We start from the raw sequence: 22440 nt of genomic DNA on the forward strand, positions 1-22440 counted from the left end.
ATAGAGTAAAAATACGTTTTTCATAAGGATATGAAGCCCTGGTCGTTTAACAAAAAATTAAAAGCACTGCGCCAGACTGGCACGGTTTTTTCTGTATCTTAGGGAATTCATATGAATAGAAACGGAGGATGACGTAATGCTGATTTGACATTCAACAGGTCAAATAATTTCGCTCCCAATAAATACCATATTTATGAAAAAGAATTTCACCTTGGCACTTTTGGTAATTCTTGTTGCAGTAGCTTCTTGCAGTTTTACCAATAAATCTTTTGAGAATGATGACAAGGATAAGTTGCTTTTGGATTTAATAACCTATGTGCTTGAACGAGGACATTATGAACCCAAAGACTTAAATGACAACTTTTCTTCAAATGTTTTTGATGATTTTATAGATATTCTTGATCCAACAAAAAGATACTTTTTGGCAAGTGATGTACGTGAGTTTGAAAAATACAGATTCATGATCGATGATGAAATCAAGAACACAGAGATTACATTTTTCAACATAGTGTACCAACGCTTGATGAAGCGTATGGATGAAGCAAAGGAAGTCTATAAAGAAGTGCTTTCAGAACCATTTGATTATGCCATTGCTGAAGACATTAATATAGATTATAAAGATCAGGAATTTGCCTCTAACAAGAAGCAACTTAAGGAGCGTTGGAGAAAGCAGCTTAAATATAATACCCTTGGTGTTTTTGATAACAAGATCAATAATAAAATTGCCGAAAGTACTGGTGGTGCTGTAGGGGAAGGCGGGGATATCGCTTCTGCCAACATAAATCTAAATCTAAAAAATGCCAATGGGGTTCTAAAAGATGTAACCATAGAAGAGATTGAAGTTGCTTCAAGGGAAAACACCAAAAACACTTTGGATGAATTTTTTGATTTTATTGATGATTTTGAGCGCAAAGATTGGTTTGTGCAATATATAAACACCATTGTTGACGAATTTGACCCTCACACCTTTTACTTTGCTCCAGACGACAAGGAAAAATTTGACATAGGAATGTCGGGTAAGTTTGAAGGAATTGGTGCCCGTTTGCAAAAAAAGCCAGAAGGTGCCCGAATCATGGAAATCATTTCGGGAGGGCCGGTATGGAGAGACCAAAGCTTGGAAGTTGGTGATGAAATTCTAAAAGTAGGCCAAGCAGGCGAAGAGCCCACTGATATTGTGGGGATGCGTTTGGATGATGCCATTAAGTTGATCAAGGGCCCTAAAGGGACGGTGGTCGATTTAACGGTCAGAAGGGTGGATGGTACCATTGAAGTGGTTTCGGTAATGCGAGATGTGGTGCAATTGGAAGAATCATTTGCAAAATCAGCAACGGTCAAAAAAGACGAAAACAAGTACGGATTGATCAATCTGCCCAAGTTCTATGTAGATTTTGAAGATTATACAGAGCGCAATGCGGCAACCGATGTGGCCAAGGAGGTTGAACGACTGAAGCAAGCAGGTGTTGAAGGGATTGTTCTTGACTTGCGTGATAATGGAGGAGGCTCGCTAAAAACCGTTGTGGAAATGGCCGGATTGTTTATTAAAGATGGCCCAATTGTGCAAGTAAGATCATCAGGACAAAGAAAAGAAGTACATGAAGATAAGGATGAGCGTATTCAGTGGGATGGACCATTGGTCATTTTGGTAAATGAGCTTTCTGCATCGGCGTCAGAAATTTTGGCCGCAGCCATGCAAGATTATAAAAGAGCTGTGGTTATTGGAAGTAAGCAGACTTTTGGAAAAGGTACCGTTCAAAATGTAATTCCTCTGGACAATATTGTCAGAAGTAACGAACATGGAGATCTCGGAGCCATTAAATTAACCACTCAAAAATTTTATAGAATCAATGGAGGTTCTACACAATTGGAAGGGGTAAAGAGCGATATCGTTGTGCCGGATAGGTATAGCTATATAGATCTTGGAGAAAGAGACCAGGAAAATCCATTAGGGTGGGATAAGATCACTCCTGCTGATTATAAAATATGGGAAGGTTACATAGATTTTGAGACGGCCGTTGCCAACAGTAAAAAACGTATGGCCGATAATCCACAGATCAAATTGATAGAGGAAAATGCCAAGTGGCTTAAGGAGCAACAAGATGAGGTTATTGTTTCGCTAAACTATGATGCGTATAAGCAAAGAGCGGAACAAGCTAAAAAGCGCTCAGATCACTTCAAAAGTCTTAGGGAGTACGATTCTAAATTAACTTTTGAATCCTTAAAATATGAGACGGAGCTATTTACCCAGGATTCAGTTCTACGTGAAAAAAGAGATAGATGGCACAAAGATTTAGCAAAAGATATTTATGTAGAAGAAGCCGTAAATGTACTTCGTGACCTTCAGCTAAATAATATTAAGAACACTGAGCAGAAATTAGCAAGTGTAAAGGGATAAAAGACTCAAAAATAAAATGAAAAAACCGACCATATTAATGGTCGGTTTTTTTTTGAAAGGATAATTAGCTTTGTACTCAAAATTGAAAATGAAAAACAAAACAATCTATACTATACTATTCATCATTTGTGTGGTAGGTTTTTGGGTTTTTGAAAACTTTTATACACCCGCCACTTATTCTGACCCCAATGGCAATGAGGATATAACTATTGCTGAATCTGAATTTTTGCCTAGTTCAACTACCGGAGATGTTGTGCACCATGAGCATTTCATGCTTTCCTACAGTGAACCCCATGAACAGGCCGAATGGGTTGCATATAAACTTGAAAAGGACCATCTGACTCAAGACGATAGAAAACGACCTTATTTTATTGAGGATCCCAAGGTAAAAACCAAATCTGCGGATTGGAGAAACTACAAAGGCTCTGGATATGATCGTGGACATCTCTGTCCAGCAGGGGATAGGAGATTTTCCAAGTATGCTTACAACGAAACCTTTTACACCAGTAATATAAGTCCGCAAGATCGGGATTTTAATGCCGGAGTATGGAACAGATTGGAGCAACAGGTGAGGTATTGGTGTAAAAAATATGGGGATCTAATGATTGTGACCGGTGGAGTTTTGAAAAATGGATTGGAGGAAATAGGGGAAGAGGACGTGGATGTCCCCAATACATTTTATAAACTGGTTTTCCGTAAAAATGGAAATTCTGTTGATGTTCTGGCGTTTTTAATTCCGAACAAGGAAAGTCAGGCTCCTTTAAATTCCTTTTTGGTTACCGTTGATGAGGTGGAAGAACAGACGGGAATCAACTTTTTTAAAAACCAAACAGAATCTTGGCAGAAAAAAGTGGAGGAAACTGTTGATGCTTCCGGCTGGAAATTTTAAATACCGTCCTTAAGCCTATTGGAATCCAGCTTTAGAAAGATAAAGAGCAGCATAGTGAAAAATATAAGACCCGAACCGCCGTAACTGAAAAACGGAAGAGGAACACCAATAGTAGGTAAAAGACCGATTACCATTCCAATATTGATAAAATAGTGCATGAGCAATATGGAGATGACACCGTACCCATACATTCTACTGAAATCATTTTTTTGCCGCTCAGCGATATATATTAGCCGTAAAAAGAAAAATGAAAAGACCAAAATCACCGTGACCGTGCCAAGAAATCCCCATTCCTCACCTACGGAGCTAAAAATATAATCGGTGTGCTGTTCAGGAACAAAATCTCCTTTGGTTCGCGTTCCTTCTAAGAATCCCTTTCCAAAAAAACCGCCAGATTCTATTGCTTTTTCAGATTGATAGGTGTTGTAACCAATGTTTTTCCTTATTTCTTCCAATTTTTTTTCGTCCTTCTCAAGCCGCAACCAAAGGGCAAAACGATCTCGATGGCGTTGTTCAAAAACGTTATCATATACAAAGCCTACGGATAATGAAAACAGCATAGAAGCCACAATACCTATGACCAGGGGCAGTATAGGGATTTTCACTGATTTCCGTTTAAAAGTGAAAATGAGAACGGTAAGAACTCCCAGTCCAATACCTATCCAGACCGTGCCAAACATTAATGTGGTGGCAAAGAGCACGACCATGACCACCAAGATTCCCAAATAATATAATGGAAACCCTTCCCTGAACAATACAAAGAAAAGTGAGAAATAAATCAAGGAACTTCCCGGATCTGGTTGAGGAAGTATCAAAATGGCTGGTAATAGAATGATAATTAGAGCATAGAATTGATGCTTTCGGTTTTTGATGTCTGTTTGGATGTCACTTAAATACTTTGCTAAAGCAAGGGCGGTGGTCAATTTGGCCAATTCCGATGGTTGAAGGTTAAAAAAGCCCAGGTCGTACCACGATGTAGCACCCGCTATGGTTTTTCCAAAAAGAAAAAGTCCAATCAATAATACTATCGCAGTTATGTAAAAAATGGAGGCAAACCGTTCAAAAAAATTAGATTCTATGGAGAGGACAAGAATTATACCCGCAAAAGCTAACCCTATAAAAAACAGCTGCTTTCCATAGAGGGTGGAAAAGTCGAAAATAGAGGCATTGGGATCACTCAACGTGGTGGAATAAATATTAATCCACCCTATGAAGACCAAAAAAGCATAGAGAAAAATGGTAAGCCAATCTATTCTTCCAAAAAGCCCCCTACCAGACATACTCATTTATCTTGAAAGGTTCTCCACTATACGGTTTGGCATATTCGTGTTCCAAAGTTTTTTCAAGCATGCGTTTTTCCAAATCTTTTCGGGTAATTTCTCCTTTTACATACTTTTCAATGAGTAAGGAAGCTATATGGCCCGCATAACGGGATCCGTAATACCCATTTTCTATGTAAACAGCCAACGCTATTTTTGGATTTTCTATGGGGGCAAATGCCACAAAGACGGAATGGTCGGTGAGCTGCATGCGTTCTCCATCAATTCTAACAAAGTTCTCAACAGTCCCCGTTTTTCCTGCAATATTGATTCCTGGAATTTGTACCCACCTTCCAGTGCCATATTTATATACATTCTCCATACCCTTGATTACAGGCTCAAAATGTTCCCTATCTATGGTGGTATAACGCGGTTCTGTAAATTTTGGGTCTATTGCTCCGGTATTTCCAACATTTTTCAGGATGTGTGGCGTATAAAAATAACCGCGATTGGCAATGGCTGCCGTCATATTGGCCAATTGCAAAGGTGTGGCAGCTACCTCTCCTTGGCCAATTGAGTTGGATATGATAAAAGAAGCTGCCCATCTATTATCTCCATATGCCTTGTCATAATACGCTTTGCTTGGGATTCTTCCAGGGCTTCCTGTGGGCAGATCTGTTCCTAAATATCCACCCAATCCAAAACTTTTCATATGCTTTTCCCAAACATCCATACCTTCGTCAGTAGTTGTATACTTTCCATAGATTTTTCTGAATGTTCCAGCAAAGTATGCATTACAAGATTGATAAATACCTGAATTCATATCCCGCACACCCCCTCCGCAATGACATCCTCTCTTTGTGCTTCCCACGTAAAACCCGTTATAGCACCTAAACTTTGTACTTGGGTCAATGACGCCTTCCTGTAAGGCAACAAGGGCATTAAGAGTCTTGAACGGGGACCCTGGGGAAGGTTGCGCCAAGATGGAGCGATCCCAAGTTGGTTTGGAAATGGTATCGTAATGTAGCTTACTGTAGTTTTTTGATCGTTCCCGACCTACCAATAGAGCTGGATCATAGGTTGGACCTGAAATCATGGCCAAAATTTCTCCTGATTTAGGCTCAATGGCCACAATACCACCTCTCTTACCATGCATTAAACGTTCTCCATACTCCTGGAGCGTTTTGTCCAAAGTAATGTGAATTTCCTTTCCTTGCTCTGGTAAAGTATCCAATTTACCATCCTTATAAGGACCTATATCCCTATTAAAACGATCTTTTTGAATGTGCATCACACCTTTTCTTCCTCGGAGCAGGTCTTCATATTGTTTTTCAACACCTGTCCTGCCCTTTAACTCACCTGCTACATAATAAGGGTTGTTTTGAAGGTCACGCTCATTAACCTCACTAATATAGCCCAATACATTAGCAGCACTGTTGGTATTATAATATCTAAGTGATCTTTTCTGAATGTAAAACCCTTCAAAATGGCGCATTTTTTCCTGAAGTCTGGCATAATCTTCTTTGGATAATTGGGGCACTAATACCGAGGGAAGTCTTGGGGAGTACCTTCTAGCTTTTCGCATTTTATCTACAAAGTGCTCCTTGTCAACCTTTAATAGTGCACAAAACTCAAGGGTATCCAGAGGTTTTACTTCTCGGGGAATGACCATGACATCATAAGCTGGTTGATTGCCCACCATTAATTCGCCATTACGGTCATAGATATAGCCTCTTTCAGGATAGTCGTAAATTTTTTTAATAGCAGGGTCTTCCAAAATTTGATCAGGAGAAAACCGAAACAATTGCAAATAGGAAAGCCTGCCAATAAACGTGAATCCAATGATGACAATAATGGAGGATAGCAACAGTTTTTTCATAGACAATCAAATTTGTCAGTCCAAGTCATATGTTTTCAACGAAATAGTACCCATTTTATTCACTTTGCGGACTAAAAAGTGAACTAAAGAGGGTGCACAATATCAAAGTTACGATACCTGTGGTAAAAACCTTTTTTAAAATTAAGAAGAAGTGCGATATACTTAAAACCTCAAACGAAAAGAAAACTATTTGATGTAGCAACACTAAAAAAGCTAAAAAAGTAACTCGCTGAACTTTTGTAGTATTCTTAAAACTGAAATTCTGAAATTCATAGTTGACCCCAAAACAAAAACGCATAATAACAGGTCTTACATAAGCAACGGTTAGCGATGCAATGGTATGCAGGGCCATGGTATCGGAAAAAATATCAATGATAAAACCAAGAAGAAAAGCAGTAATCATAAACACTGCCCTGTTTCCTTTTATGGGGTACCAATAAAAGAAAATGACATAGACCAATGGATTTATAAAACCAAGAAAATTTAGGGTATTGAAAATTAATACTTGGGTTAGGACAAGCAGCACAAATCGTAAGCTATTTATGAAAATTGCACTATTCATTCGTGTTCTTTTCTTCCAATTCTTTTATTTCGTTACGGTTCTTGTTTTTGATCAGATACACATTTTTCACATTGGACATATCATTGAAGAGCTCAACATCAATATTGTAAAAGCTTCTTGATGTGTTGAGGTCATACCGTTTTATGACACCAATGGGAATATTCTCTGGAAAAATGCTGGACATGGCACCAGTTACTATCGTGTCACCAACAACAAGTGGAACCAATCTGGGGATGTCTATAAGCTGTACCACATTGTAATCTTGGGCATCCCAAATTAGGGAGCCAAAATAGTTGGTGTTTTTGATTTTGGCGTTGATGTTGGATTTTGTGTTCAAAACACTTTGCACGGTTGCAAAATTGGAGGACACGTTTTCCACAATGCCTAAAATTCCTTTTGTGGTAATAACGCCCATATCTTGTTCTACCTGCTGATTTTTTCCCTTATCTATGGTGAGGTAGTTTCTGGGGGAAGAAAAACTGTTTTTAATAAGATTGGCGCTAAAAACTCCATAGTTGGCCGTAAATGTGGAGTCCAATTGCTGGGCGGTTTCTTCTTCAGCGTTGAAAAGTAGCAGTCGAAGCCGTTCGTTTTCTTGCACAAGTCTTTCATTTTCTTCTCTAAGTCCAAAATAGGATGAAACATTTGCAGCAATGCCATAGACATTTCCAGTTAACCATTTGGAAGAATTAAAAAACTTGGATTGATGATAGGAATGTGATCTAACGGTCAAACTCAAGGAAACAACCATAAGAAAGCCATAAAGAAAAGCATTTCTATACCTTAAAATAAAATTGATGATGCGCTGCATGCAATCGTATCATTAGGAAAGTTCGGAAACTTTCAAATGGCCCCAAAACGGTTTCGGTAACCGAATTACTTTATCAATATACTTTTATATCGCTCCAAATTTTTAAGTGCGATACCTGTACCGCGTACAACCGCTCTTAATGGATCTTCCGCAATATAGACAGGTAAATCTGTTTTTTGCGAGAGTCTTCTGTCCAATCCCCGTAGCATAGATCCACCCCCGGCAAGATAAATACCTGTATTATAAATATCAGCTGCTAGTTCAGGTGGAGTTTGGGACAAGGTCTCCATTACGGCGTCCTCTACCCTCAAAATACTTTTATCAAGTGCCTTAGCAATTTCTCGATAAGAAACATGGACTTGTTTTGGCTTTCCGGTCAAAAGATCTCGTCCCTGGATTGATTTGTCATCAGGCGGAGATTTTAAATCCTCCGTGGCCGAACCAATCTCAATTTTTATGGCCTCAGCAGTACTCTCTCCCACGTAAAGGTTATGTTGAGTGCGCATGTAATAAATAATATCATTGGTAAATACGTCACCCGCAATTTTTACTGATTTATCACACACAATACCACCCAAGGCAATTACCGCAATCTCCGTGGTTCCACCACCTATATCCACAATCATGTTTCCTTTGGGCTGCATAATGTCCAACCCAATACCAATGGCTGCAGCCATTGGTTCATGAATCAAATACACTTCCTTGCCATTAACCCTTTCCGCTGATTCACGTACCGCACGCATTTCCACCTCAGTAATCCCAGATGGAATACAGATGACCATTCGCAAAGCGGGAGGAAACCATTTTTTCTTTAACGCTGGAATATTTTTGATGAACATATTGATCATCTTTTCCGAAGCATCAAAATCGGCAATTACTCCATCCTTCAAAGGCCTAATGGTCTTGATGTTTTCATGGGTTTTCCCTTGCATCATGTTGGCCTCCCTTCCCACGGCAATAATTTTTCCGGATATTCTATCCCGGGCCACAATGGAAGGGCTATCAACTACGACTTTGTCTAAATGAATAATCAGGGTGTTTGCAGTACCAAGGTCAATGGCAATTTCCTCGGTCATGAAATCAAAAAATCCCATAAAAAGCGTCGGTTTTTCGGATTAACGGTAAATTTTATCGGCTAATGTACTAAAATTAATGTTTAAAATGCCGAGTCCCTGTCATAACCATTGCCAATCCGTTTTCGTTGCAATAATCAATGCTCAGTTGGTCCTTAATGGAACCTCCAGGTTGAATCACACTTTTGATGCCAGCATTGTCCGCAATCTCCACACAATCAGGGAATGGGAAGAAAGCATCACTGGCCATAACGGCGCCTTCGAGTTCAAAATTGAAGGACTTTGCTTTGTGAATTGCTTGGTTTAAAGCATCTACACGAGAGGTTTGCCCTGTACCACTGGCACAAAGCTGCCTGTTTTTGGCTAAAACAATGGTGTTGCTCTTGGTGTGCTTGCACAATTTGGAGGCAAAAATCAAATCTTCAATTTCCTCTGATGTAGGTTTTTTGTCGGTGACCGATTGTAATTCTTCAGCAGTATCGGTTTTAAAATCTTTGTCTTGAACCAAAACACCATTTAAACAAGTTCTGACCAAAGTTTCTGGTAGCGCAACTTCATTTTGAATCAAAATGATGCGGTTCTTTTTGCCTTTGAGAATTTCCAAAGCTTCATCGGAATAGGACGGAGCAATAACCACTTCACAGAACAATTTGTGGATTTCTTCAGCAGTTGGAGTATCAATTTCCACATTGGAAATCAAGATTCCTCCAAAAGCCGAAACGGGATCTCCGGCCAATGCATCTACATAAGCATCTTTGATGGTACTTCTGGTTGCCAATCCGCAAGCATTGTTGTGTTTTAAAATGGCAAAGGTTGGGTCGTCATTTTTAAACTCACCCATAAGGTTTACGGCAGCATCAACATCCAAAAGGTTGTTGTAAGAGAGCTCCTTGCCATGCAATTTGGAGAACATGGCCTCAAAATCGCCATAGAAATACCCTTTTTGATGCGGGTTTTCACCATAACGGAGCACCTTTCCGTTTTGTTCACTGATTTTCAAAGCGGTTTCTTCTCCATTTGCGTTGAAATAGTTGAAAATGGCAGAATCGTAATGTGAAGAAACATTAAATGCTTTGGTGGCAAAACGTTTGCGATCTTCCAAAGTTGTTGAACCGTTTCCTTCGGAAATAACATTTAAGAAATCGGCATAATCCTCCATGGACGACACACAGAGCACATCCTTGAAGTTTTTGGCAGCTGCCCTGATCAAGGAGATACCACCAATATCTATTTTTTCAATAATATCTTGTTCAGAAGCACCACTGGCCACTGTTTTTTCGAAAGGGTAGAGGTCAACAATCACAATATCCAACTGTGGAATCTCAAATTCCTCCATCTGGGCCACATCACTTTCGTTGTCCTGTCTGTTCAAAATTCCACCAAAAACCTTTGGGTGAAGTGTTTTTACACGCCCGCCTAAAATGGAAGGGTAACTGGTAACGTCTTCAACAGGAACCACATTGATTCCCAAATCACGGATAAATTTTTCGGTCCCACCTGTGGAATACAGGGTTACGCCAAGTTCATCCAGTTTTTTTACAATAGGTTCCAAGCCGTCTTTGTGAAAAACGGAAACAAGTGCTGCGGAAGCTTTTTTGGTGGTGCTCATTTTGTGTCTTAAAAATCAATTTATTAAGCACACAAAAGTAATTTTTTTGCCACTAAAAATAGGACTGGGTTATCAACAAAATACCACTAGTTTTAAAGAATTTGTGATACTTCTTGGTTTACAAATTCCAAAAAGCGTTCATCTTCTTCGGTAAAGGGATCTGGGGTGTTGGAATCAATATCAATCTGGCCTATGTTCTCACCATTTTTGAATAAGGGAACAACAATTTCCGATTTTACGGTAATGCTGCAAGCGATATAGTTGTCCTGTGCAGCTACATCGGGTACCACAAAGTTTTCATTGCTCACCGCTACCTGTCCGCAAATACCTTTCCCGAAGGGAATAATAGTATGATCCGTAGGTTCACCAGCATAAGGCCCTAGCTTCAGTTCTTCCTTATCCCCATTTTTAAAGTAAAATCCAACCCAATCATAGTAATCGATAGTGTCTCTCAATAAATTGCAGAGTTTCGCTAGACGATTTTCCACACTTTCAGCGTTATTGGATAAGATGGAGGTCACTTTTGACTTTAGGGATGCGAGCATTGGATTATTTTTTACAAATGTATTTGAAATGGATTTTTTAGGTCGAGTGAAATGTGAAAAATTACAGATTCATTTACCTAAAGTTTAGTTAAGGAATTAAATGGGAATGGAGACAAATACAAATAAATTGTAATTTTGAGGCGTGAAGGACATTTTTCGCAATATCAGTTCTATCTTCTTGGCACTTATGGTGTTATTGTCCACAGTTTCTTGGACAGTTGACAAACATTTGTGCATGGGAAGGGTAATGGATGTTTCGTTCTTTGCCCATGCCGATGATTGTGGAATGGAGGAAGCGATGGCTGCTCTGGGAACAGAGGCAGGAGAAAACCATTGTTGTGATGATGAATCGTTCACATTGAAGGGGCAGGACAATCTAAAACTTTCTTGGTACGATTTGGATTTGGAGCACCAAACTTTTTTGGTGGCCTTTACCCAGTCATATTTTGATTTGTTCGTACCCGTTGAGGAACTTCCCGTTCCCCATGAAAAATACCCACCTCCCATTTTGGTCAGAGACGTTCAGGTTTTGGACCAGGTCTTCTTGATTTGATGTATTGAATAATGATTTACCCGTTTCATGCGATTCGGGTGCTGATTTTTATTTCAATAATTATTCAATACATAACAATGAAACATATTTTAATTATACTTTTTTGGCTTCCCATGCTACTGACCGCCCAGGATAAGATTGAGGGCATGGTTATGGAGGCCAATGCAGAAAATAAACATATCGGATTGGCCGGTGCCAATGTGTACTGGTTAAATTCCCAGTTGGGAACCATTACCAAAGAAAATGGGACCTTTAGCATTCCCTATTCCAACGATTATAACAAGCTTGTCATAAGCTTTGTGGGATTCCGGACGGATACATTGACCATTAATGAACCAAAAATGGTACATCATTGGTTGGTTCCTTCCAACCAATTGGATGAGGTTGTGGTAGAAAAAGAACGTGATGCTGTGCAAAAAACCTTTTTCTCTACCCAAAATGTGGTTACTGTAAATAGTGCGGAACTTTTAAAAGCAGCATGTTGCAACCTTTCTGAAAGTTTTGAGACCAATCCGGCAATTGATGTCAATTTTAACGATGCGCTAACCGGTACTAAACAAATTCAGATGTTGGGACTTACCAGTCCATATTTGTTGATTACCCAAGAAAATATTCCCATGGTTCGAGGTGCTTCCCAAACCTATGGTTTGACCTTTACACCAGGAACGTGGGTAGAGAGTATTCAGATTACTAAAGGGGCTGGTAGTGTTGTCAATGGCTATGAGAGCATTTCAGGTCAAATCAATACAGAGTTACAAAAACCATTGACCGACACGCCCGTTTTTGTGAATGGTTATGCCAATTTGAATGGAAGATTGGAGCTGAACACGCATTTGAACACAAAACTTTCCGATAAATGGAGTACAGGTTTGTACTTGCATGGCAACCGAAGGGATGTTGAAGTGGACAACAATGATGATGGATTTTTGGACAATCCCTTGGCCAATCAAATCAATATCATGAACCGATGGCAATATCAGAATCCTGAAAAAGGATGGGTTAGCTTTTTTAATGTTCGCTATCTGAATGATGAAAAGCAGATTGGTCAGGTTGATTTCAATCCTGACTCCGACAAGTTTACCACCAATGCTTGGGGAAGTGAAATAGATACCCAAAGATTTGATGGGTCGGTAAAATTGGGCTATGTTTTTCCTGAGTTACCTTATCAGAGTTTTGGTTTTCAGACTTCATACAGCAGTCATAAACAAGATTCGTACTATGGATTCAATATTTATAATATTGACCATGAGAGCATTTACACCAATCTAATTTTCAATTCTATAATCGGAAATACCAAAAGCAAGTTTAAAACGGGTTTGACTTTTGCTTACGATGGATATAACGAATTGGTCAATAGTCAGGAATTTAGTCGTAACGATACCTCCGCGGGTGCTTTTTTCGAATACAGTTATTCCAATTTGGAAAAGTTGAGTTTTACCTCTGGTCTTCGGTTGGATACCCACAATCGATTGGGGACATTCTTTACGCCGAGGTTCCATATCCGTTATACGCCTTGGGAAAAGGGAAGTTTACGGGGGTCTTTTGGAATTGGTCGTAGGGCTGCCAATATTTTTGCAGAGAACCAACGACTTTTTGCTTCCTCAAGAACCATTCAATTACAGACAAATGGAGGGAAAATTTACGGTTTCGACCCTGAAAAAGCGTTAAATTATGGTGTAAGCTTTATACAAGGGTTTTCATTGTTTGAAAGACCGGGAAACTTTTCGGTGGATTTCTACCGAACCGATTTTGACAATCAAATCGTAGTGGACTGGGAAAACCCAGATGAAGTTGTTTTTTCCAATCTAGACGGGAAAAGTTATGCCAACAGTTTGCAGGTAGAGTTGAATCACGAGGTATTGCCCAATGTAGAGGTGCGCACTGCCTATAAATTCTACGATGTAAAAACCGATTACCAAACTGGCCTTTTGCAAAAACCGCTACAAGCCAGACATCGCTACTTTGCAAATATTGGGTATAACACAACACCAACTGAAAGTGGCTCTCAATGGCGATTTGATTATACTTTGCACGCCCTAGGAGAACAACGGTTGCCCAATACTTCGGCGAACCCTGTTAATCTTCAATTGGGAGATTTTGCTGAAGGATATAGTTTAATGAACGCTCAAGTGACCAAAGTCTTTTCAAAGAAGTTTGAGGTCTATGTAGGCGGAGAGAATTTGACTAATTTTAGACAAAGTAACCCAGTTTTGGGTTCCAATGACCCTTTTGGAACAAACTTTGACACAACTATTGTATATGCCCCAATTTTTGGACGGATGGTATATGCTGGCTTTAGATTTAAATCGTAACAACTTAAATAAATACAAGATGAAAAATAGAATTTTGATTTTAATATGCGCATTGGTTTCTACAATTGGTTTTGCGCAGGATAAGAATAAAAAAATGGCATTTGAGGTAGATGGCAAATGCGAAATGTGCAAAATGCGAATCGAGAAGGCCGCATTGGGTGTTCCAGGGGTAAAATATGCCCTTTGGGATATTCCTTCCCATCAATTATCATTGGTGGTTGACGAGCGAAAGACAGATGCCATGAAGGTAAAGACGGCTTTGGTAGCAGCAGGACACGATACCAAGGAATTGAAGGCCACCCAGGAAGCCTATGACAATATCCATCCGTGCTGCAAATACCGGGAAGATAACTCGGACGATAGCGACAAGCACTAGGTCATGAAACATTCGTATTCAATCACAGGAATGACCTGTGAAGGATGTGTTGTGTCTGTTAAGGACAAGCTTGCAAGAGTAAATGGTGTTAAGGATGTTGATGTGGATTTGGAGACTTCAATGGCCCATATCAATATGGAGCGTCATATTCCGATAGAAAGTTTTAGTGCCGCATTGCCCAACAAGTATCAGATTCGGGAATACCAAAAGGAGATTGTATCAACTGTAGGGGAAATGCTGGGAGAAAAATCCAAATGGGTACAATTACGTCCGTTGTTTTTGATTTTTGCCTATCTGTTCGCTGCTTCGGCCTTATTAAATTATCAGGATTGGAATTTAGGGGAGGCCATGCTCGATTTTATGGGGCTTTTCTATATAGTTTTTAGTTTTTTCAAGTTTTTGGACTTAAAAGGCTTTCCGGAAAGTTTCAGAATGTATGACCCACTTGCAAAAGTATTGCCCGCTTATGGTTGGATATATCCTTTCTTGGAACTTGCGTTGGGGATTTTGTTTTTAATGCGTTTTCAAGTGACTGTGGCATTGATCATCACCATTGTCATTTTGGGCCTTACTACCATTGGGGTGACCAAAACCTTGCTGGATAAGCGAAGCATTCGCTGTGCTTGTTTGGGGACAGCTTTAAATCTGCCGATGACCGAGGCCACATTTATTGAAAATGCGATTATGTTGGTTATGGCATTTTGGATGATTCTGGCTTAGACATCCAAGAAAAATTTAACATTTATAAGCTTTTCTTGGTGTAAGTTCTTCATTTTAAGCCCTACTTAAGTAGGGCGACTATGAAAAACTTTGCGAGGTTTTTGGTCCTAACCACACTTTTTTTTGGACAATTGGGTTTCTCACAGACCTGTTGTTCAGGTGGGGTTCCTTTGTCAAATAATTTGGGTCTGCCCAATGAAGGCAAGGGAACTCTGCTTATAGGGTTGAGCTATGATTATAACAATCTCAATACGTTAAATGCAGGCTCAAATAAACTCGATGATGATTCCCGATTGCGGGTGACCAATTCAGTTTTGCTCAGCGTTGGATACGCTTTCTCTGACCGACTCTCGGTGGAATCCCTTTTTACTTGGGTGAACCAATTACGGACCATAACCCAATTTGGCAATGAAACCGATACCGAAACCACTGGTATTGGTGATGCAGTTTTCTTGGTAAAATACGCTTTTCCAAATCTTTTAGGAGAACGTTCCACGATTAGCTTGGGTGTTGGGGCAAAAGCGCCTTTGGGTAGATCTGACTTTACTATCCCGCAAGGAATTCAATTGACGGCCGATCTTCAGCCTGGTAGCGGTGCTTGGGATTTTGTTGGATTGGTTTCGTTGTCCAAAGGACTAAACTTTCGACCATCAGCTACATTGTCTGGAAGTTTCACCTATAGATCAACAGGTGCAAACAAGAACTATTTGAACAATACAGCGGTGTATGAATTTGGAAATGAGATACAGGCCAATTTGGGATATACAGACCAATTTGGACTGCTCAATACCATTTTCAACCCAGGGTTGATCATTAAATATCGAAAAGCGCAAGTTGACCAAATCGATTCTTCCAATCTCCCAAATACAGGCGGGGAATGGATATTTATAAGACCTGAGCTGTCCGCTAATATTTCCCAAAACTTTGTTTTGGTATCCCGATTGGAGCTGCCATTGTATAGCTATGTAGATGGCACACAGCTCACACCTACCAATAGATTTACTGTTGGAGTGTTATGGAAATTACAGAAAAAGAAAATTGGAGTTTTAAATTAAGAAAATGAAAAATTGGATTTTAATACTGACATCAATTGGGCTATTGGCTTCCTGCAGCTCATCCAGTGTTAGTGAGACCACAGATGATGAAGGGACCACCCCACCTGTCAACAGTCAATGGAGTATTCCCGTGTCCCAAGTATTGGATGGCGGGCCTGGAAGGGATGGTATTCCGGCTTTGGAAAACCCTAATTTCACCCAAGCATCCAGCATAGATTTTTTGAAGGATGATGATTTGATTATTGGGTTTAAAAATGGAGATGATGTGAGAGGATATCCCCATATTATTTTGGATTGGCATGAAATTATTAATGACAATATTGGGGATGAATCCCTTGCCATTACTTATTGTCCGCTTACGGGTACTGGAATAGGTTGGGGTAGAATTATTGACGGTAAAGAAACCACCTTTGGTGTTTCCGGATTGCTTTATAATACTAACTTGATTCCTTTTGATAGGGAGACATTGAGCAATTGGTCTCAGATTTTAAATGAATCCGTTAATGGAGACCTATTGGGCACAAAGGCAAGTTTGTCCATGTTGGTGGAAATGGATTGGAAAACATGGAAGCAAATGTATCCCGATTCGCAAGTTGCGAATCTTCAGACAGGATTTTCAAGAACGTATGGAACTTCTCCTTACGGAAATTACAGCACAGATAATGATTTCTTTTTGTTTCCGGTAAGCAAAGATGGCAGATTGCCTTCAAAAGAAAGAGTGCTTGCGATTACCAACGATGCAGGTGCAAAGGTATATCGGTTTGGAGATTTCGAAGCTCAGAACCTGATTTTGGATACGTATAGAGGGGGCGATTATCTTATTGTGGGCAATCAGGATTTTATGGTTGCGTTCGAGCCGGATGGAGAACACAAAACCTTGGAATTCACCTATGTTTTTGACGGGGAGTCCGACATCCTTCTTGAGGATAACGAAGGTAACGAATGGGATATATTCGGAAATGCATTTTCCGGGCCTAGGCAGGGGCAGCGGCTAAACACTCCCGCTGCGTTTATGGCTTATTGGTTTTCAATACCGGCATTTTATCAAACAGCTGTTTATAACAACTAGGTACAGGTTGTTAAACACATACCTAAGGGTTTAATTGATAATTATTTCATCGGCAAAAACCCATGAAGGTAAACCGGCAGCATGGTGCCAATATGGGGTTTCCTTGTTTTTGGCCACTACTTTTACATATCTAACTTCCTGTGGTTCAAACTTGAGGTCAAAATAATGGATATCATTGACCTTACTTTTTTTGTTCAACGGAGAAGGGTTTTTAAGATGCCCCAATTCGGTAAAATTGATATTGTCCAAAGAACCAAGATATGTAACCGAAGAAGGAAAGAACACCACATGGTTGGTTACTTGTAAAAAGGCCATGGAAGTGCTACTTATACTTTGCATTTCTCCTAAATCCACAACAACTTCCATATCATTACCTTCATACCCTAGCCAATTGGCATAAAAACTACTTCCGCCCAGGGCGCTATCCGTTAGGACCATGGGATCCTCATTGGCATATTTCTTGGGTTTTGTCAACGAGACGACTTCCTTTCCTTTGGCCTTATTGGGTTTTTGGGCAATTTTTAAGGCAGACATATAATTAGTGGCATATTCGTTCACAGTAAAACCCATTTCGTTCATTAGGGTAATGTTGTTTTTTCGCGTAGCATTCATAAAATTGTCCAATAAAGAAACCACCATAGGGTTAATAACTTCCTTGGAGTTGTCATTTTCATCAACACTCATTAGACTGTAATTTTTTGTAATGTTCTTTCTAGAGGCTTCCAAAACCGCATAATCAATACCCAAACGAGCCATTTTCACCCGATTAACCAATACTTGATTATCAGCAACGGCTTTTTCCGCATCATCAAATAGATTGGAGTATTCTTTCAATAACTCCGGATTTAGATATGATGAGAATGCTTCGGAGGGATCCCCATATAAAAACAAGAAAAAATCATTGTCTTCCTGAATTTTGGAGTGTATCAATTGCACATATTTTTCAATGTAAGGCCCTGCTTTTTGATAATATCCTTCTGTGAATTCCTTCAACAGGGCATCAAAATCCTGATCAGGGTTCCAAAGTAATTTTGCGGTGATGTAGGAACGCAGTTCAAACAGCTCACTTGGATTATTGCTGTGTTGCTCAAATACCCACTTTGCATTGTTGTCCCTGAACAATTGAATGTTGGGTTGTAGGGTATAGATGTTTGGAAAAGGAGCCAAAAAGTTAGTGAACTGGGTGGTGTAGTCCCAAATTCTGATATTATCGGTTAGTTTTCCCCAACCAATTAGATCATCGGCAAAATCTGTACATTTTTCTGCTATGGGAGCACTGCGATCACATTCAATGGAGCATAGTGTGATCAATACATTTGAAGCTGGCCGAATTTTTGGCGGCTTTCGGGTGTATTGATAGGCCAAGGTTGATATTGTCTTTTCAGGAAAAGCTTCAGCTACCTTGTTTACAAAATGAATCATGGTGCCTGCAGGACTTCCCTCTTCGCTATCAATTTTACGGCAATTATCGCATTGACAATGTTGTTGGTTGTCATCCTGACTCACAGAAATTACCGAAGTCAAGGGATTTCTCTTAAAATGGGCAGCAACAGAGTCTTTTACAATTTCAAGTACTTTTTCATTGGTAAGGCATAACTGCGTGGGGAGTCTTTTATCTCCACGTAGCGCATAGTATTCGGGATTGGATTCGTAGAATTTTTCCTCTGGCATAAACCTATGGAAGGTATGCACCCGCGCAGCGGGGACATAATAAGGAAAGGCCTCGTAAGTAACCTTTTGCTGGTCTGCATATTCGGGATTTTCATAAAAAAGCCTTGAATGCACCGTTCTAGTGGTAATCTCTGGTGTGTAACTATAATCAATGGGGTGCAAACTGATTGTTTGGGAATTAGGTATTTCTTCAACCCCTGGCGCGTACCATTTGCAATCCAAGTATCTTTCCAAAAATTCAAAAACGGCATTTTGTGTAGCGTTGTCAGAACCGCCAGAAATAAATACATTTCCTTCTTCGGTTTTGATTCTTATTTGGCTTGATTGCAGATCTTCCTGTTTGATATTGCCAACATAGATTTTCTTATTGAGTGTTTGCGAGCTGTCATCACCGATATCCAATGCTGCCCCACTTATCTTTTTAAGATAAGATTGTAACAATTGAGCTGATTTGTACTGACTTTCATTTGCATCTCTGGCATACACAATTTCATAGTCAGATTTTCCATTTTTGGCAATTGTAATTTGACCTTTGGAACAAGATGAGGCTCCAAACCCTATTGCTAGGAGGATTGCCAATACCGATTTTTTCATGGGGGTGATGTTTTCTTTGGTTGTTGGTGGTTTATTTTTGAAAATCAATTTTTGATTGAAGCGTCGTACATGGCTTTTAAAAGACTGTTTTTTTCTTTAGTGTCGTTCCCCAATTGCCAGAACATTATTCCTCCCAGTTTCTTTGATAGGGCATACTCTGTTTTTAATCGTACCGAAACGGAATCATCATAACTTATAAAAATACTATCGGTAGCACTATAAAGATATGGTGCTTTGGCTACCGGATCCCAATATCGTTTATAATTTTTATTGGATTCAAACTCCTTACGGATTTGTCGATAGCCGCTCCATCCTATATGCGACCCGGAATTGGGTTGGTACAACCCATTATTGTTTGGGGGAACACCTTTCCATGCCCTTCCATAGAAAGCACCGCCAATTACCAGTTGTTCGGGTTTTACGCCATTTTCAATACAGAAATCCACAATTTTTTCTGCTGATCTAGGTTCATAGGTATAGCCACGCTTTTTCATTTCTTCCTTACGCTCTTCCAGATACTCCCAAGCTGGTGTACCTTGAACATCTTTCTCTTCAATCAGTCCTAAAGCGGTATGATGTCCTGTAAATGGCGAGGTGGAGCCAATTTGATCATAGGTCATTACATTCATATAGTCAACATGTTTCATTACCTCCTTGATCTCAATGTTCTTATAATAGCGTTTCCAACCGGCAGAAGCAAAAGTCAATGTCTGTTTCCTTTCCAGGGTATTTAGGGCATGTCGTAATTCCTTCATCAACAAAGTGAAGTTTTGCTTATCCTCTGGCCGAGCCCCGGTACCTGCCGCTGGAATGGCGGGATATTCCCAATCTATGTCCAATCCATCCAATTGGTATTCTTTGTTGAAAGCCACAACACTTTTTACAAATTTTTCCCGGTTCTCTGCCGTGTGGGACATATCAGAAAAACCATCTGCACCCCAACCACCACAAGCAATCATGACCTTTAAATGTGGGTGTTGTTTTCGTTGGGCAACCAAATCACGTAGTTTTTGCCCCGTTTGCTCGTCCCTAAACTTCATTTCTCCATCAATCACATTGGTAAAAGAGAAGATGATATGAGTTAATTGCTCTAAGGGAAGTTGATCGGGGGCATAATCTTTTTCCGGGACATAATACCCCATGACTACAATAGAACGCTCTTTTTGTTTTTGAAAAGGCATAAAAGCCATTCCAAATATAAAGAGTATCAATATGGCTAAAAGCGGGCCTTGTGGATTAATGCGTTTCATTTCAATAGAATTTACCACTTAAAATGTAGTCAATAATGACGATTTTGCAGCATCTATTAGATGGAGGGCACTGGGGAAAATATAAACAGCAGATTTGAAACGAAATAGGCTAAGTGCAAAAAGGCATAAACAAAAAAACCACCCCAAATTAGGAGTGGTTTTAAAATATATTATGTGGTCGATTTTACATCATACCTGGCATTCCACCACCGCTACCCATTGGAGGCATAGCTGGAGCATCTTCTTTAATATCGGTCAACGCACATTCAGTGGTTAAGATCATTCCTGAAACCGAAGCAGCATTTTCCAAGGCAACACGGGTTACTTTTTTAGGGTCAATAATACCAGCTTTCATCATTTGAACGTATTCATCTGATTTTGCGTCATATCCGAAATCAGTTTTGCCTTCCAATATTTTGGCAACTACAACCGATCCTTCGCCACCGGCATTTTCAACAATGGTGCGCAACGGAGATTCAATTGCCCTTGCTACAATCTGCAGTCCGGTTTCCTCATCCGCATTTAACACCTCTACTTTTGAAAGTACTGATTTTGCTCTAACCAAAGCAACACCACCTCCGGCAACAATACCTTCTTCTACGGCAGCTCTGGTTGCGTGAAGGGCATCATCCACTCTATCTTTCTTCTCTTTCATTTCCACTTCAGAAGCGGCACCTACATAAAGAACAGCAACACCACCGGCCAATTTGGCCAAACGCTCTTGCAATTTTTCCTTATCGTAATCAGAAGTTGTGGTCTCAATCTGAGCTTTGATTTGGTTAACTCTGGTTTTGATATTTTTTGCAACACCTCCACCGTTTACAATTGTAGTGTTATCCTTGTCAATGGTCACTCTTTCGGTTGTTCCCAGCATATCAATGGTAGCGGTTTCCAAAGAGAACCCTCTTTCTTCAGAAATTACGGTTCCGTTGGTCAAAATAGCGATATCTTCCAACATGGCTTTTCTTCTATCACCAAAACCAGGAGCTTTTACCGCTGCTATTTTCAATGAGCCTCTCAATTTGTTCACTACCAATGTGGCCAAGGCTTCACCGTCAACATCTTCTGCAATGATCAATAAAGGTTTGCCAGATTGTGCTACTGGCTCCAATATTGGCAATAAATCCTTCATGGAAGAGATTTTCTTGTCGAACAACAAAATGTATGGGTTGTCCAAGTCAGCGATCATTTTCTCTGAATCTGTCACGAAGTATGGAGAAAGGTAACCTCTGTCAAACTGCATTCCTTCAACAACATCAACATAAGTGTCAGTTCCTTTGGCTTCTTCAACAGTGATAACACCTTCTTTACCCACTTTTTCAAAGGCTTGGGCAATCAAGTCACCAATGGTTCCGTCATTGTTGGCGGAAATTGCAGCAACTTGTTTTATTTTTTCAGAGGAATCCCCAACTTTTTTGGATTGTTTGGATAGGTTCTCCACAATGGCATCAACGGCTTTGTCAATACCTCTTTTTAAATCCATTGGGTTTGCACCTGCAGCAACGTTTTTAAGACCTTCCTTTACAATTGCTTGTGCAAGAACGGTAGCTGTAGTGGTTCCGTCACCAGCTAGATCATTGGTTTTGGAAGCAACTTCCTTTACCATTTGGGCACCCATGTTTTCTAGGGCATCTTCCAATTCAATCTCTTTTGCCACGGTAACACCATCTTTGGTCACTTGTGGGGCACCAAAAGATTTACTGATGATTACATTTCTACCTTTAGGACCCAACGTAACCTTTACTGCATTGGCCAAGGCATCAACACCTTTTTTTAGCCCGTCACGTGCGTCTATATCGAACTTAATATCTTTTGCCATTT

General features: G+C 39.9%; 18 protein-coding genes. 8 read left to right on the forward strand and 10 right to left on the reverse strand.

What is annotated here, in order from left to right:
* Positions 1-193: 193 nt before the first annotated feature.
* Positions 194-2392, forward strand: a complete 2199-nt coding sequence (locus ACOQO1_RS16675; RefSeq protein ID WP_420604020.1) for a carboxy terminal-processing peptidase — start codon at positions 194-196, stop codon at positions 2390-2392.
* A gap of 88 nt (positions 2393-2480) precedes the next feature.
* Entirely contained in the window at positions 2481-3281 is an 801-nt protein-coding gene (locus tag ACOQO1_RS16680; RefSeq protein WP_420604021.1) for a DNA/RNA non-specific endonuclease, read from the forward strand.
* On the opposite strand, the gene rodA is transcribed toward ACOQO1_RS16680, so the two are convergent.
* The 7 genes from rodA to ACOQO1_RS16715 form a co-directional block, all read right to left on the reverse strand.
* A complete protein-coding gene (gene rodA / locus ACOQO1_RS16685; protein WP_420604022.1) occupies positions 3278-4561 on the reverse strand; it encodes a rod shape-determining protein RodA in 1284 nt (427 codons plus the stop codon). The two genes, ACOQO1_RS16680 and rodA, sit on opposite strands and share 4 nt — an antisense overlap.
* A complete protein-coding gene (locus ACOQO1_RS16690) occupies positions 4551-6419 on the reverse strand; it encodes a peptidoglycan D,D-transpeptidase FtsI family protein (RefSeq protein WP_420604023.1) in 1869 nt (622 codons plus the stop codon). Before ACOQO1_RS16690 ends, rodA begins: the two co-directional genes overlap by 11 nt.
* Positions 6420-6474: 55 nt before the next feature.
* Positions 6475-6981, reverse strand: coding sequence for a rod shape-determining protein MreD (locus ACOQO1_RS16695; protein ID WP_420604024.1), 507 nt, complete (start codon positions 6979-6981; stop codon positions 6475-6477).
* Positions 6974-7792 carry a rod shape-determining protein MreC gene (mreC, locus tag ACOQO1_RS16700; protein ID WP_420604025.1) on the reverse strand — a complete coding sequence of 273 codons (819 nt, stop codon included), beginning with the start codon at positions 7790-7792 and terminating at the stop codon, positions 6974-6976. Before mreC ends, ACOQO1_RS16695 begins: the two co-directional genes overlap by 8 nt.
* Before the next feature lie 65 nt (positions 7793-7857).
* Positions 7858-8886 (reverse strand): rod shape-determining protein, encoded by a 1029-nt coding sequence (locus tag ACOQO1_RS16705; RefSeq protein WP_136465886.1) that lies wholly within the window; start codon positions 8884-8886, stop codon positions 7858-7860.
* A 55-nt stretch (positions 8887-8941) separates the two neighbouring features.
* Positions 8942-10474, reverse strand: coding sequence for a bifunctional phosphoribosylaminoimidazolecarboxamide formyltransferase/IMP cyclohydrolase (gene purH / locus ACOQO1_RS16710; RefSeq protein WP_420604026.1), 1533 nt, complete (start codon positions 10472-10474; stop codon positions 8942-8944).
* A 92-nt stretch (positions 10475-10566) separates the two neighbouring features.
* The gene (locus ACOQO1_RS16715; RefSeq protein ID WP_420604027.1) at positions 10567-11019 is read right to left on the reverse strand and encodes a GAF domain-containing protein; all 453 of its coding nucleotides are present in this window, start codon (positions 11017-11019) and stop codon (positions 10567-10569) included.
* A 142-nt stretch (positions 11020-11161) separates the two neighbouring features.
* Here ACOQO1_RS16715 and ACOQO1_RS16720 point away from each other — a divergent pair, with 142 nt between their 5' ends.
* From ACOQO1_RS16720 to ACOQO1_RS16745, 6 genes are all read left to right on the forward strand, one after another.
* Positions 11162-11572, forward strand: coding sequence for an HYC_CC_PP family protein (locus tag ACOQO1_RS16720; protein ID WP_420604028.1), 411 nt, complete (start codon positions 11162-11164; stop codon positions 11570-11572).
* A 77-nt stretch (positions 11573-11649) separates the two neighbouring features.
* Positions 11650-13884, forward strand: coding sequence for a TonB-dependent receptor (locus tag ACOQO1_RS16725; protein WP_420604029.1), 2235 nt, complete (start codon positions 11650-11652; stop codon positions 13882-13884).
* A 19-nt stretch (positions 13885-13903) separates the two neighbouring features.
* Positions 13904-14260 carry a heavy-metal-associated domain-containing protein gene (locus tag ACOQO1_RS16730; protein ID WP_420604030.1) on the forward strand — a complete coding sequence of 119 codons (357 nt, stop codon included), beginning with the start codon at positions 13904-13906 and terminating at the stop codon, positions 14258-14260.
* Positions 14261-14263: 3 nt separating this feature from the next.
* Positions 14264-14980 (forward strand): heavy-metal-associated domain-containing protein, encoded by a 717-nt coding sequence (locus ACOQO1_RS16735; protein WP_420604031.1) that lies wholly within the window; start codon positions 14264-14266, stop codon positions 14978-14980.
* Between the two features lie 80 nt (positions 14981-15060).
* Positions 15061-16035 (forward strand): transporter, encoded by a 975-nt coding sequence (locus ACOQO1_RS16740; RefSeq protein WP_420604032.1) that lies wholly within the window; start codon positions 15061-15063, stop codon positions 16033-16035.
* A gap of 4 nt (positions 16036-16039) precedes the next feature.
* A complete protein-coding gene (locus tag ACOQO1_RS16745) occupies positions 16040-17104 on the forward strand; it encodes a DUF3179 domain-containing protein (protein ID WP_420604033.1) in 1065 nt (354 codons plus the stop codon).
* 30 nt (positions 17105-17134) lie between these two features.
* Here the strand turns inward: ACOQO1_RS16745 and ACOQO1_RS16750 are convergent, their stop codons facing one another.
* The 3 genes from ACOQO1_RS16750 to groL all read right to left on the reverse strand — a co-directional run bounded on the left by ACOQO1_RS16750 (position 17135) and on the right by groL (position 22438).
* Entirely contained in the window at positions 17135-19369 is a 2235-nt protein-coding gene (locus ACOQO1_RS16750) for a DUF4838 domain-containing protein (protein ID WP_420604034.1), read from the reverse strand.
* Positions 19370-19413: 44 nt separating this feature from the next.
* Complete coding sequence (locus ACOQO1_RS16755; RefSeq protein ID WP_420604035.1) at positions 19414-20619, reverse strand: glycoside hydrolase family 18 protein; 1206 nt, start codon at positions 20617-20619, stop codon at positions 19414-19416.
* A 184-nt stretch (positions 20620-20803) separates the two neighbouring features.
* Entirely contained in the window at positions 20804-22438 is a 1635-nt protein-coding gene (groL, locus tag ACOQO1_RS16760; RefSeq protein ID WP_420604036.1) for a chaperonin GroEL, read from the reverse strand.
* Between the last annotated feature and the right edge of the window lie 2 nt (positions 22439-22440).

The organism is Flagellimonas sp., from assembly GCF_965222555.1.
Classification (GTDB): Bacteria; Bacteroidota; Bacteroidia; order Flavobacteriales; family Flavobacteriaceae; genus Flagellimonas.